Origin of the sequence: Pseudomonas sp. PDM21 (assembly GCF_014852505.2) — a bacterium.
Taxonomy (GTDB): domain Bacteria; phylum Pseudomonadota; class Gammaproteobacteria; order Pseudomonadales; family Pseudomonadaceae; genus Pseudomonas.
This window is the reverse complement of sequence record NZ_CM181223.1, coordinates 1333656-1347663: the sequence shown is the minus strand read 5'-3', so window position 1 is coordinate 1347663 and position 14008 is coordinate 1333656. Positions and strand designations below refer to the sequence as shown.

The 14008-nt window shown below is 68.1% G+C and carries 11 protein-coding genes; all 11 read left to right on the top strand.

The window, feature by feature from the left end:
- The first annotated feature begins 156 nt into the window (after positions 1 to 156).
- A complete protein-coding gene (locus IB275_RS06425) occupies positions 157 to 972 on the top strand; it encodes an ABC transporter permease (protein WP_192289790.1) in 816 nt (271 codons plus the stop codon).
- Positions 969 to 1775 carry an ABC transporter ATP-binding protein gene (locus IB275_RS06420; RefSeq protein WP_192289792.1) on the top strand — a complete coding sequence of 269 codons (807 nt, stop codon included), beginning with the start codon at positions 969 to 971 and terminating at the stop codon, positions 1773 to 1775. The genes IB275_RS06425 and IB275_RS06420 overlap by 4 nt, the downstream gene beginning before the upstream one ends.
- A 13-nt stretch (positions 1776 to 1788) precedes the next feature.
- On the top strand, positions 1789 to 2508 hold the full coding sequence (locus tag IB275_RS06415) for an urea amidolyase associated protein UAAP1 (RefSeq protein WP_192289794.1): 720 nt from the start codon (positions 1789 to 1791) through the stop codon (positions 2506 to 2508).
- A gap of 11 nt (positions 2509 to 2519) precedes the next feature.
- Positions 2520 to 3155, top strand: coding sequence for an urea amidolyase associated protein UAAP2 (locus tag IB275_RS06410; RefSeq protein WP_192289796.1), 636 nt, complete (start codon positions 2520 to 2522; stop codon positions 3153 to 3155).
- A 316-nt stretch (positions 3156 to 3471) separates the two neighbouring features.
- Positions 3472 to 7278: a 5-oxoprolinase/urea amidolyase family protein gene (locus tag IB275_RS06405; RefSeq protein ID WP_192289798.1), complete on the top strand. Its 3807-nt coding sequence runs from the start codon at positions 3472 to 3474 to the stop codon at positions 7276 to 7278.
- Positions 7279 to 7503: 225 nt separating this feature from the next.
- Complete coding sequence (atzF, locus tag IB275_RS06400) at positions 7504 to 9312, top strand: allophanate hydrolase (protein ID WP_192289800.1); 1809 nt, start codon at positions 7504 to 7506, stop codon at positions 9310 to 9312.
- Between the two features lie 322 nt (positions 9313 to 9634).
- Positions 9635 to 10711: a DUF2157 domain-containing protein gene (locus tag IB275_RS06395; protein ID WP_192289802.1), complete on the top strand. Its 1077-nt coding sequence runs from the start codon at positions 9635 to 9637 to the stop codon at positions 10709 to 10711.
- On the top strand, positions 10708 to 11541 hold the full coding sequence (locus IB275_RS06390) for a DUF4824 family protein (protein WP_192289804.1): 834 nt from the start codon (positions 10708 to 10710) through the stop codon (positions 11539 to 11541). Before IB275_RS06395 ends, IB275_RS06390 begins: the two co-directional genes overlap by 4 nt.
- A 98-nt stretch (positions 11542 to 11639) precedes the next feature.
- Complete coding sequence (locus tag IB275_RS06385) at positions 11640 to 11855, top strand: cysteine-rich CWC family protein (protein WP_192289806.1); 216 nt, start codon at positions 11640 to 11642, stop codon at positions 11853 to 11855.
- A complete protein-coding gene (locus tag IB275_RS06380; protein WP_192289808.1) occupies positions 11855 to 12550 on the top strand; it encodes a pseudouridine synthase in 696 nt (231 codons plus the stop codon). Before IB275_RS06385 ends, IB275_RS06380 begins: the two co-directional genes overlap by 1 nt.
- Positions 12551 to 12682: 132 nt before the next feature.
- Positions 12683 to 13735, top strand: coding sequence for a L,D-transpeptidase (locus IB275_RS06375; RefSeq protein ID WP_192289810.1), 1053 nt, complete (start codon positions 12683 to 12685; stop codon positions 13733 to 13735).
- Positions 13736 to 14008: the final 273 nt, after the last annotated feature.

The following is a 14008-nucleotide window of genomic DNA, read 5'->3' as shown; positions in this document are numbered from 1 at the left end:
CCGAAGCCCCTCTCCCCCCGCCCTCTCCCTGAAGAGAGAGGGAGCTGTCCGTGCCGGCTGACGCAGTGGTTTCGACCTGCACGCAACGGTCCCCTCTCCCTTCAGGAAGAGGGTTAGGGAGAGGGCGCTTCAAACGGAAAACCACAGGTACGAAGCATGCGCCTGATCAACCGAACCCCCGACCGCAGCGGCCGCCTGTTCCTCGTGCTGCTGCCCTTCGCCCTGCTGCTGTTCGCCTACTTCGCAGGCTCCACGTCGCGGCTGGCGGAGAACCCCAACGACAAGCTGCTACCCAGCGCCGCGCAGATGGCCGACGCGGTGAACCGCCTGGCCTTCAGCGAAGACAAGCGCACCGGCGAGGTGCTGTTCTGGCAGGACACCGGCGCCAGCCTGCAACGCCTTGGCATGGGCCTGTCCATCGCCGCCCTGCTCGGTCTGGTGCTGGGCATCGCCGCCGGCAGCGTGCCGCTGTTCGGCGCGCCGCTCTCGCCCTTGCTCACCGTGCTGTCGATGATCCCGCCGCTGGCGATCCTGCCGGTGCTGTTCATCGTCTTCGGCCTCGGCGAGCTGTCCAAGGTGGTGCTGATCGTCATCGGCGTCGCCCCCTGCATCGCCCGCGACATCGAACAACGCGCCCGGGAAATCCCCCGCGAACTGCTGATCAAGGCGCAGACCCTGGGCGCCAGCACCTGGACGCTGATCCTGCGCGTGGTGCTGCCGCAACTGCTGCCGCGCCTACTGATTTCCCTGCGCCTGATGCTCGGCTCGGCCTGGCTGTTCCTCATCGCCGCCGAGGCCATTGCCTCCACCGACGGCCTGGGCTACCGCATCTTCCTGGTGCGCCGCTACCTGGCCATGGATGTGATCCTGCCCTACGTGGTGTGGATCACCGCGCTGGCCTGGCTGATGGACTGGGCGCTGCGCGCGCTCACCCGGCGCGCCTTCCCCTGGTATGAAGGAGCCAAGGCATGAGCTTCATCCAGGTGAATAACGTCTGGCAGGAATACGCCGGCAACGTGGTACTCGAACGCCTGAATCTCGAGGTGAAGGAAGGCGAGTTCTGCACCCTGGTCGGCGCCTCCGGCTGCGGCAAGTCCACCTTCCTGCGCCTGCTGCTCGGCCAGGAGCGGCCCAGCCGCGGCGAACTGCTGCTCGAAGGCCGGCCGCTGGCCGCAGAACCCGATCCGAGCCGTGGCGTGGTGTTCCAGCGCTACTCGGTGTTCCCGCATCTATCCGTGCTCGACAACGTCGCCCTCGGCCTGGAACTGCCGCGCTCGCCGCTGCTCGGTCGGCTGTTCGGTGCGGCCAAGCGCGAGGTCCGCGCGCAGGCCGCCGAACTGCTGCAGCGCGTCGGCCTCGGCCATGCGCTGCAGCAGTATCCGAGCGCCCTCTCCGGCGGCATGCAGCAACGCCTGGCCATCGCCCAGGCGCTGGTGATGAAGCCGCGCGTGCTGCTGCTCGACGAACCCTTCGGCGCGCTGGACCCGGGCATCCGCAAGGACATGCACGCCCTGCTGCTGGAGCTGTGGCAGGAAACCCGGCTCACCGTGTTCATGGTCACCCACGACCTCGCCGAGGGCTTCAGCCTGGGCACCCGCCTGCTGGTCTTCGACAAGGTCCGCCACGACCCGCAGGCGCCCAACGCCTACGGCGCCCGCATCACCTACGACATCCCGCTCAACGCCGACCGCCGGGCCGCCCGCGCCGCCCTGCCGGCCACGCTCGCCGCGCGCCTGCACCCTGTCGACGAACCCGTGATCACGCCGGTCTATTAAGGAATCCGCTGCCATGAATGAACTGCGCACCACCCTCTACGAAGAAACCGTCCCCGGCGGCGGCCACACCTCTTTCATCCTCAAGCGCGGCCAGCTACTGCGCCTGACCGACCTGGAAGGCGGCGGCAACACCAGCGTACTGCTGTTCAACGCCACCGAGAAAAGCGAGCGACTGAACCTGCCCGACAGCCTCAAGTGCCAGCACACCGCGCGGCTCACCGCCGGCCACTGCTTGTACTCGGACATGGGCCGCGTGCTGGCCGCCATCACCGCCGACAGCTGCGGCTGGCACGACAGCTTCGGCGGCGTGCTGAACGCCGCCGAGGTGCAGGAGAAGTACGGCGCGGGCCGCTACCAGGAACTGCGCAACGGCTTCCACCGCAACGGCGTGGACAACCTGCTGGTGGAAATGGGCAAGTGGGACATGCGCCTGCAGGACCTGCTGATGTGCCTGAACCTGTTCAGCCGCGTGGACGTCGACGCCGATGGCTGCTTCCGCTTCGCCCAGGGCAACTCGAAAGCCGGCGACTACGTCGAGCTCTACGCGCCGATGGACACCCTCGTCGTGCTCACCGCCCTGCAACACCCGCTGGACCCGAACCCGCAGTACGCGCCCAAGCCCATCGGCCTGACCTGGCAGCAGGTCGCCGCCGACGGCATCAGCGTGCTCTGCCGCACTTCCCGCGCGGAGAACAGCCGCGGCTTCCACAACACCGAACGCCAGTACCTGTAAGGAGCGCGAGCATGCCCATCGTCCCCAGCGACAAACACCCCGAAGCCTGCGTCTCGCGCACCCTGATCCCGGCCGGCGAACCCAGCCTCACCGAGCTGAAGGCCGGGCAGACCCTGCGCATCCTCGACCTGGAAGGCAACCAGGCGGTGGACACGCTGTTCTTCAGCGCCGCCAACCCGCGCGAGCGCTACGACGTGCAGCGCACCCTGCGCAAGCAGGGGCAGGTCTACCTCAGCGCCGGCAGCGTGCTCTGGTCCAACCTTGGCAACCCGATGCTGACCATCAGCGCCGACACCTGCGGTCGCCACGACACCCTCGGCGGCGCCTGCGCCCAGGAGAGCAACACCGTGCGCTACGCCCTGGACAAGCGCTACATGCACAGCTGCCGCGACAACTTCCTGCGCGCCAGCCTGCACGACGGCCGCCTGAGCAAGGCCGACATCAGCCACAACATCAACTTCTTCATGAACGTGCCGGTCACCGCCGAGGGCGGCCTGACCTTCGAGGACGGCATCTCCGGCGCCGGCAAGTACGTAGAGCTGTTCGCCCACATGGACGTGATCGTCCTGATCTCCAACTGCCCGCAGCTCAACAACCCCTGCAACGGCTGGAACCCGACCCCGGCGGAGCTGCTGGTATGGGACTGAAGCGGCTGCACTCGGCAGGCGATGGGCTGCACGTGCTGCGGCGCTGGCTGTACATCCTGAGCCAGAGTCGGAGTGGCCAGTGCAGCCCGACGCTGCGGACTGCCAGAACCTGCATCGAACGGACTTCGCCCGAGCCCCGGAGCTGACCGAGTAGGGCGCATAACGCGCCAGCGTTATCCGCGCAAACAGATCGCGCGTAGCCGGACGGCGGATGGATAGAGCACATCCGCCCTACGGCAGCATGAACCTGCCCCGGACGACCGGGATAGGCACCGAATGACGGCGGGACGGCCCGCCACCCCATGGGGACGCCCTCATGTTCGACAAGCTCCTGATCGCCAACCGCGGCGCCATCGCCTGCCGCATCCTGCGCACCCTTCGTGAGCTGCACGTAGAAGGCGTGGCCGTCTACTCCGAAGCCGACGCCGCCAGCCTGCACATCCAGCAGGCCGCCCAGGCCATCAGCCTCGGCGAAGGCCCCGCGTCGAGCACCTACCTGGTGGTCGAAAAGATTCTCCAGGCTGCCCGCGACAGCGGCGCGAAAGCGATCCACCCCGGCTACGGCTTCCTCTCCGAGAACGCCGCCTTCGCCGAAGCCTGCGAGGCCGCCGACATCGCCTTCGTCGGCCCGACGCCGGAACAGCTGCGCCTGTTCGGCCTCAAGCACACCGCCCGCGCGCTGGCCCGAGAACAGGGCGTGCCGATGCTCGAAGGCACCGACCTGCTGGAAGACCTCGACGCCGCCCTGCGCGCCGGCGAGCAAGTCGGCTACCCGGTGATGCTCAAGAGCACCGCCGGTGGCGGCGGCATCGGCATGCGCGTGTGCCGCTCGGCGGACGAGCTGCGCGACGCCTTCGACGCAGTAAAGCGCCTGGGTCAGAACAACTTCAGCGACTCGGGCGTGTTCATCGAGAAGTACATCCAGCGTGCCCGCCACCTGGAAGTGCAGGTGTTCGGTGACGGTCAGGGCGAGGTGATAGCCCTGGGCGTGCGCGACTGCTCGGTGCAGCGGCGCAACCAGAAGGTGCTGGAAGAAACCCCCGCGCCCAACCTGCCCGCCGGCATGGCCGAAGCCCTCTGCGCGGCGGCGATCCAACTGGCGAAAGCCGTCAGCTACCGCAGCGCCGGCACCGTGGAATTCGTCTACGACAGCGAGGCGCAGGACTTCTATTTCCTCGAAGTGAACACCCGCCTGCAGGTGGAGCACGGCGTCACCGAACAGGTCTGGGGCGTCGACCTGGTGCGCTGGATGATCGAGCTGGCCGCCGGCGACCTGCCACCCCTGGCCGAGCTGGCGGCCATGCTGAAGCCCAGCGGCCACGCTATCCAGGCGCGCCTCTACGCCGAAGACCCCGGCCGCGACTTCCAGCCCTGCCCCGGCCTGCTCACCGCCGTGCAATTCCCGCCGGCCGACGGCAAGGCGCTGCGCATCGACACCTGGGTCGAAGCCGGCTGCGAGATTCCGCCCTACTTCGACCCGATGATCGCCAAGCTCATCGCCTGGGCGCCGACCCGCGAGCAGGCCGGCGCCGGGCTCGACCGCGCCCTCGGCGAAAGCCAGCTCTACGGCGTGGAATGCAACCGCGACTACCTGCGGCAGATTCTCGCGGACGCTCCCTTCGCCAGCGGCTCGCCCTGGACCCGCTGCCTGGAAGGCCTGCGCTACCGCGCGCAGACCTTCGAAGTGCTCAGCGCCGGCACCCAGACCAGCGTGCAGGACTACCCCGGCCGCCTCGGCTACTGGGCCGTGGGCGTGCCACCGTCCGGGCCGATGGACGACCGCGCGCTGCGCCTGGGCAACGCCCTGCTGGGCAACCCCGAAGGCGCCGCCGCGCTGGAAATCACCATGAGCGGCCCGACCCTGCGCTTCAACACCGACGCGGTGGTCGCCATCACCGGCGCAGCGCTGCCGATCAGCCTGGATGGCGTCGAGCAGCCGATGAACACTTCGCTGTTCATCGCCGCCGGCTCCACCCTCAGCCTCGGCACCGTTGGCGGCGCCGGCGCACGCAGCTACCTGTGCCTGCGCGGCGGCCTGCACGTGCCGGACTACCTGGGCAGCAAGAGCACCTTCACCCTCGGTCAGTTCGGCGGCCACGGCGGCCGCGCGCTGCGCGCCGGCGATGTGCTGCACCTGGCAGAACTGGCAGACGACAGCCATGGCGCCAGCCTGCCTGCCGAACTGCGCACCGAGCTGCCGGCCGTAAGGCAAATCCGCGTGATCTACGGCCCCCACGGCGCACCGGAATATTTCACTGCGCCCTACATCGACACCTTCTTTGCCACCGACTGGGAAGTGCACTTCAACTCCAGCCGCACCGGCGTGCGCCTGATCGGCCCGAAGCCGGAATGGGTGCGCGAGAGCGGCGGTGAGGCGGGCCTGCACCCGTCGAACATCCATGACAACCCCTACGCCATCGGTGCGGTGGACTTCACCGGCGACATGCCGGTGATCCTCGGCCCGGATGGCCCGAGCCTGGGCGGCTTCGTCTGTCCGGTGACGGTAATCGAAGCCGACCTCTGGCAACTCGGCCAGCTCAAGGCCGGGGACAAGGTGCGGTTCCTGCCTGTATCCATTTCCGAAGCCCGGAATCTGGCTGCTTTTCGTAGGACCGAGGGGGGCGCCTCAGCCCTTGCTCGCGAACCGCACCTCACCGGAACGCCAGGCGGAATTCCGTTCGCGAGCAAGCTCGCTCCTACAGGTCAGGCGAACCACAGCGCCGCCGGTTTCCCCTCACCCCAGCCCTCTCCCGGAGGGAGAGGGAGCAGTCCGGCGTTGCCGGCGGGCACAGTGTTTCCCGGTGGCACGGACAGCCCCCTCTCCCGCTTGCGGGAGAGGGCGGGGGGTGAGGGCAGCCCGAGCGCCATGCTCACCTCCCCCATCGTCCTCGACCTCGGCCAGCACGACACCCGCCTGGTCGCCCGCCTCTCCGGCGACACCCACCTGCTGCTGGAAATCGGCCAGCCCGAGCTGGACCTGGTCCTGCGCTTCCGCGCCCACGCGCTGATGCAGGCGCTGGAAGCCAAGGCACTGGCCGGCGTGATCGACCTCACCCCCGGCATCCGCTCGCTGCAGGTGCACTACCAGCCGGAAACGCTGCCGCTGCAAAGCCTGCTGGAAACCGTCGCCGGCCTGTGGGACGCCGTCTGCGCCGCCCAGGACCTCAAGGTGCCGTCGCGCGTCGTGCACCTGCCGCTGTCCTGGGACGACCCGGCCTGCCAGCTGGCCATCGAGAAGTACATGACCACCGTGCGCAAGGACGCACCCTGGTGCCCGAGCAACCTGGAGTTCATCCGCCGCATCAACGAGCTGCCGGACCTGGAAGCGGTGTACCGCACGGTGTTCGAGGCCAGCTACCTGGTGATGGGCCTGGGTGACGTCTACCTCGGCGCGCCGGTGGCCACGCCGCTGGACCCACGCCACCGCCTGGTGACCACCAAGTACAACCCGGCACGCACCTGGACCGCGGAGAACTCCGTGGGCATCGGCGGCGCGTACATGTGCGTCTACGGCATGGAGGGCCCCGGCGGCTACCAGTTCGTCGGCCGCACCCTGCAGATGTGGAACCGCTACCGCGCAGTCGCGGCGTTCGACGGCAAGCCCTGGCTGCTGCGCTTCTTCGACCAGGTACGGTTCTACCCGGTGTCCGCCGAGGAGCTGCTGCGCATCCGCCGTGACTTCCCGCTGGGCCGCTACCCGCTGCGCATCGAGCACAGCGAACTGCGCCTGGCCGACTACCAGCAGTTCCTTGCCGAGGAAGCGCAGAGCATCGCCGCCTTCCGCAGCCACCAGCGCGCCGCCTTCGACGCCGAGCGTGAGCGCTGGATCGCCTCCGGCCAGGCCCACTTCGAGAGCGAGGAAGCCGCCGCCGATACCGGCGAGGAGGCCCCGCTCGGCGCCGGCCAGCATGCCGTCGAGAGCCACATCGCCGGCAATCTCTGGCAGGTGCAGGTGGAAGCCGGCGCCAGCGTGAAGGCCGGCGACATCCTGGTGATCCTCGAATCCATGAAGATGGAAATCCCCCTCACTGCCCCGCGCGACGGCGTAGTCCGCGAGGTCCGCGTGCAGCCCGGCTCGCCGGTGCGCGCAGGACAGCGGGTGGTGGTGATGGAGGAGGCTTGAGCTGACATCGCAGAAGTTGCAAGAGCCCCTCTCCCTAACCCTCTCCCGCAAGCGGGAGAGGGGACTGTTCGGAGCGAGCAGCACCTTTGGAGCCAGCCGGAGCCACAGCTACGCCAAATGATGAGCTGTGCTCAAAACCCAACACCATGCCGGACTGCTCTTCCCCCTCTCCCTTCAGGGAGAGGGCCGGGGAGAGGGTATCCGCCCAGCACAGGAATCCCGACCATGCCCCACACCTTCGACCTCCGCCTCGCCACCCTGCGCGCCGCCTACCGCGAGGGCCGCGCCAAGCCGCGCCAGCTGATCGCCGGGCTACGCGACAGGGCCGCCGCGCTGAACCCGGACTACCACCTGTTCATCCACCTGCTGAGCCTGGAAGAACTGGAACCCTACTTCGCCGCACTGGATGAACAGTCCCCCGAAGCGCTGCCGCTCTACGGCATCCCCTTCGCCATCAAGGACAACATCGACCTCGCCGGCATCCCCACCACCGCCGCCTGCCCCGCCTTTGCCTACACGCCGGAAACCTCGGCGACGCTAGTGCGGCAACTGATCGACCTGGGCGCCATCCCGCTGGGCAAGACCAACCTCGACCAGTTCGCCACCGGCCTCAACGGCACCCGCTCGCCCTACGGCGAATGCCGTAACAGCATGCTGCCGGAGTACCCCTCGGGCGGCTCCAGCGCCGGTTCCTCGCTGGCCGTGGCGCTGGGCGTGGCGAGCTTCGCCCTGGGCACCGACACCGCCGGCTCCGGCCGTGTGCCGGCGGCGCTCAACGGCCTGCTGGGGCTCAAGCCGAGCAAGGGCCTGCTGTCCAACACCGGTCTGGTTCCGGCCTGCCGCACCCTGGACTGCATCACCTACTTCACCGCCAGCGCCGCCGAGGCCAGCGAACTGCTGGGCCTCACCGCCCGACTCGATCCACGAGACGGCTACAGCCGCGCCAATCCCGCCTGGAACGACGCCAGCGCCTTCGGTACGCCGAAACCCTTCCGCTTTGGCGTGCCGCGTGCCGACCAACTGGAATTCTTCGGCTGCCACGAAGGCCCGGTGCTGTTCACCGACGCCCTCGACCAGCTCAAGGCGCTGGGCGGCGAGGCTCGGGAAATCGACTTCGCGCCCTTCCTCGAAGCCGCGCGCCTGCTCTACGAAGGTCCGTGGGTGGCCGAGCGCTACAGCGTGGCGGGCGAGCTGATCGAGTGCGACCCGCAAGCCGTGCTGCCGGTGATCCGCGACGTGCTGGCGAAAGCTCCCGGCGCCACCGCCGTGCAGGCGTTCCGCGCGCAGTACCGGCTGCAGGAACTCAAGGCACAGTGCGACGTGATCCTCGCCGACCTCGACTGCGTGCTGACGCCCACCATCGGCCGCCCGGTGACCCTGGACGAGTTGCACGCCGAACCGGTGAAGCGCAATTCCGATCTGGGCTACTACACCAACTTCATGAACCTGCTGGACTACGCTGCCGTCGCCGTGCCCAGTGCGATCATGGACAACGGCCTGCCGTGGGGCGTGACGCTGTTCGGCCGCGCCTTTACCGACCAGTACCTGCTCGGCGTGGCCGACGCGCTGCAGCGCCGGCACAACCTGCCGCTCACGGGCGGCAATGCGATTGACCCGGCGTCCTCCGCCAACGCCGCGCGCAACGACCGCGCGCGCCTGGTGGTATGCGGCGCGCATCTCGACGGACTGGCGCTGAACTGGCAGCTGCGCCAGCGCGGCGCGCGCCGGCTGCGTGCCACTCAAAGCGCCCCGGCCTACAAGCTCTATGCCCTCGCCGGCGGCCCGCCGCTGCGCCCCGGCATGCTGCGCGTGGCCGACGGAGGCGTGGCCATCGAAGTGGAAGTCTGGGAGCTGCCCAGCGCCGAACTGGGCTCCTTCCTCACCGGCATCCCGGCGCCGCTGGGGCTGGGCAAGGTGCAGCTGGAAGACGGCAGCTGGGAGACCGGCTTCATCTGCGACCCCTGGGGCCTGGAGGGAGCCGAGGACATCAGCCGCTTCGGCGGCTGGCGTGCGTGGCTGCAGAGCCGTAGCTGATCGCAGCGGGATTTCGCAGGGCGCATGACGCACCAGCGTTATCCGCCGTGCAAGATCGACGGATAACCTGCTCCAGGTTATTCGCCCTACGTTTCTGATCGCCGAATGACAGGCCGCAGGATGGCGTGGAGCGCAGCGATACCCATCAATCCCGCGAACCGCCTCGGTGGTCGCGGGCACAGTCCGCTCCCGCACAAAACCTTTCATTGCAGGAGCAGGCGGTAACGCAAAACCCTGCGCGTTGTATATCTCCCCAACGCTCCATGGAACCCCGCCGCGCCACCAGCTAGAGTCCCAGCATCATCCTCCGCAAGGACCGGTCATGCCCGACCTCAGCCATCAGCAGGCGCAGCACCGCGTCGACGATATCCTGGCCTTCGACCGCGAGCTGCGCCGCCTTCACGACGAAGGTGCCCTCGTCCTCGACACTCCCCAGCGCGACCGCCTGCACGACCACCAGCAACGCCTGCTCGCCGACTACCGCGCGCGCTTCGACATCGACCGCGACAACCAGGACCACCGCCTCTCCCTGGGCATGCGCATCGCCTCCTTCCTTGGCGCACTGGCTCTGGCGGCGAGTCTGTTCTTCCTGTTCTACCAGTTCTGGGGCCTGTTCGCGGAAACCGCCCAGGTGCTCACCCTCATCGCCGCGTCCCTGATCAGCCTGCTGCTGACGCTCTTCCTGCAACGCCGCGACGCCTCCGGCTACTTCGCCAAGCTCGGCGCCATGCTGGCCTTCGCCTGCCTGGTGCTGAACGTCGTCATGGTCGGACAGATCTTCAACATCACGCCCTCGGACAAGGCCCTGCTGCCCTGGGCCGCCTACGCCCTGCTATTGGCCTATACCTGCAACACTCGCCTGCTGCTGGCCGCCGCGCTGATCTGCTTGATGGGCTACGTTGCCGCGCGGGTCGGCACCTGGAGCGGCGTTTACTGGCTGGATGTGGGCGAGCGCCCGGAGAACTTCTTCCCCGCCGCACTGCTGATCTTCCTCGTCCCCTCGTTCATCGCACAGCACCGCTTCGATGGCTTCGCCGCGATTTACCGGATATTCGGCCTGCTCGGGCTGTTCCTGCCGATGCTGGTGCTGGCCAACTGGGGCGGCGGCAGCTACCTGCCGCTGGATTTCACCACCGTGGAAAACCTTTACCAGGTGCTCGGCTTCATTGCCTCGGCGCTGGTCATCTGGCTCGGCGCGCGCCGCGAATGGCCGGAAGTGGTGAACACCGGGCTGACCTTCTTCGTGATCTTCCTCTACACCAAGTTCTTCGACTGGTGGTGGGAGGTGATGCCCAAGTACCTGTTCTTCCTCGTACTGGGCCTGTGCGCCGTGCTGATTCTGCTGGTGCTGCGGCGCCTGCGCCGTGCCCATGGCCTGCTGGGAGGGGTTTCGTCATGAACTGGACGCGCACCCATGCCCTGGTCGGCGGCGCCGGCCTGATCCTGCTGGTCAACGCCGTGGCCCTGGGCGGCGTCGCCTGGAACCGCTCGGCTGAGCCCGAGAGCAGACTGCCGCTCAGTCAGCGCGAGCTGATCCGCAACACCACCTGGCACAACGAGAACAGCGGCCTGAGCCTGCGCCTGCGCTGGCGCACCCCCACGCGCGATGACAGCACTCGGCACAACCGGGGCTGGCTGCCAGCCATCGACGCGCAGAAGATGGCAAAGCTCGGCTTCGCCATGCCCGCGCAGGTCGACGACGACAGCGCCCGGCACTTCGGTCGCCAGCAATCGCGCGACGCCCTGCTGGTGCTGGAACTGGCCGGCCCGCTGTACGAGCGCGAAGTACAACTGACGCGCAAGCGCCTCGACGAGGCTCGCCAGGCCGCCGACGCCGCACCACAGAACGCGCGGCTGGCGGACGAGCGCGACTTCATCCGCCGCGAGCTGGACAGCGAAGAGAAGACCGACACACGCCTGTTGCTCAAGGACGTCGGCCTGGATCTCCAGGCCCTGCGCAGTCAGTACCCCGACCGCCAGCGCTACCTGATCATCCATGGTCGCGTGCGCCCCATCTCCAACTACTACCAGCACATCTGGACGCTGGGCGGCACCGCCAGCGACATCGGCTCCGGCAGCATCAACGTGCCCTACCAGTGGCGCGAAAGCCTGGACGAGATCACGGCGCAGCCCCATCGAGCGTCGGACGGCCTGCCCCAGCCCTTCGTCGCCGAAGTCGCCTTCGGCCGTCGCCTGGAGCCCTGGATCGAGCGCATCGAAATCCCCTGACCGGCACCCGCCGCGCCGATCCGAATCCGCTTGCGCGATGCGGGTCGGCGCTGCACCCTGTGCGCCCGCCTCACCACCAGCCTCCGCCCTGACCGGCCATGAACGACGTCACTCCCGATCCCAGCCGCTGCCCGCTCTGCGGCCAGTCCAACCGCTGCACCCAGGCCGATCCTGCGCTGCTGGGCCAGGACTGCTGGTGCTTCAGCACGCCCATCGACCGTGAGGCGCTGAAGCGCATCCCGCCGGGGCTGGTCGACCGCGCTTGCCTGTGCCCGCGCTGCGCCGCCGGGCTGAAGAACGCCGGGAACGCCTGATGCGCCTGGACCGTTTCATTGCCAACCTGCCTCATCTGAACCGCCAGCAGGCTCGCCAGCTGCTTGCCGAGGGCCGCCTGCGCGTGGATGGTCAGGTGGTGCGCGATGCTCGCCACGAGGTGCGCGAGTTTTCCCGCGTGGAGCTGGACGACGACGTGCTGCAGGTCGGCAAGCCGGCACGCTACTTCATGCTGCACAAGCCCGCCGGCTGCGTCAGCGCCACCCGCGACGCCGAGCACCGTACCGTGCTCGAGCTGCTGGACGAGCCGGACAAGCACGAGCTACACATCGGCGGGCGCCTGGACTACAACACCACCGGCCTGCTGCTGATCACCAACGACGGGCAATGGTCGCGGCGCATGACGCTGCCGGGGCGCAAGCTGCCCAAGGTCTACTACGTCGAGACCGAAGACCCGATCGAGGAGCGCTACATCGCGACCTTCGAGCAGGGCCTGTACTTCGCCTTCGAAGACCTCACCACCCTGCCCGCCCAGTTGGAAATCCTCGACGCCCATGCCGCGCGCCTGACCCTGCACGAAGGCCGCTACCACCAGGTCAAGCGCATGTTCGGCCACTTCCAGAACAAGGTGACCCGCCTGCACCGCGAGAGCATGGGCAGCCTGCAGCTCGACCCGGCCCTGCAACCGGGCGAGTACCGCGCCCTGACGGCGCAGGAAATCGCCGAGCTGGGCTGAGCCGTTCCTCCGGGCATCGCGACCCAGGTCACGTCCTGAAACACCCTGCGCAGACCGTTCGGCCCAGCAGTTTGCAGCCCGCCTCGCCGCTTGGCTAATCTCCCAGCCATGCCCGCGATCCAAGGAAAGGTAATGAAGAAACTGTCGGTTGCCCTGCTGATCGCCCTGAGCGCCAGCATCGCCTTTGCCAATCCGGGCAAGCCCTCGCCGCTCTCGGACCTGCAGGCAGCGCTGAAGACGCTCAAGCCCGGCCAGTTCCTCTGGTACCCGGAAATCTCCCCGGCGGGCCCGGTGACCCTGGTGGTCAGCCTCACCGAGCAGCGCGCCTACGTGTACCGCAACGGCATCGCCATCGGCGTGGCCACGGTGAGCACCGGCAAGAAAGGCAAGGAAACCCCTACCGGCGTGTTCTCCATCCTGCAGAAGAAGGTCGAGTACCACTCCGACCTCTACAACAGCGCGCCCATGCCCTATATGCAGCGCCTGACCTGGGACGGTATCGCCCTGCACGCCGGCAACCTGCCCGGCTACCCCGCCTCCCACGGCTGCATCCGCCTGCCCATGGCCTTCGCCAAGAAGCTCTACGAAGTCACCGGTTTCACCTCCACTACGGTGATCATCTCCGACGCCAAGAGCTCGCCGGTGGAGGTCTACCACCCCGGCCTGCTCGCGCCCATCGTCAGCGACGGCCGCGCCGCCGGCCCGCATGACGACAGCGGCATGGTGGTGCCGTTCTGGAGCGATCCGGGTGCGGAAAAGGGCCCGGTCTCCGTGCTGGTCAGCCGTGCCGACCGCCGCCTCTACGTCTACCGCGGCGGCCTGCAAATCGGCACCGCGCCGGTGGCCTTCGAACACCCTGAGGAAAAGACCGGCGTCGCCGCCTTCTCCCTGATGGAGAAACCCTCCCAGGCCGAGATCGACAGTGAAAACCCGAACCTGCGCTGGACCAGCGTGCAGGTCAGCGACCCGCAGCGTGGCCTGTCGCCCGCCGAGCAACTGGGCAAGTTCAGCCTCGACCGCGAGTTCCTGCGCAACCTGCTGACCAGCATGGACGTGGGCAGCACCCTGGTGATCACCGACCTGCCGTCCACCCGCGACATGCGCAGCAACCCGGACTTCACGGTGATCACCACCAACGACCGCAAGGCCGAGCAGAAGCCGGTCAAGAACCAGAGCGTGCAGTAACGCGATGGGCCGGAGCGACACCAGCGCGCTCCGGATTTCCCCTACAACGTCTTCATCATTCCACTGCATAGTCCCTCGCCCGCCCCCTGCAAACTGCCGGCACTCACCGACGGACAGACGGCCTCAAGCCAGCCGTGCAAGCAGCCGAAGAATCTCGAAACACAAGGAGTCAAGGCGCCTGTCCGAGGTGAGCTCCCTTGATCCTCGCGCAAGGAAACTCCCCGCCTCACGGCGCTTTATCGCGCTGGAAAGTTCGTAATTACCGACGGGCGG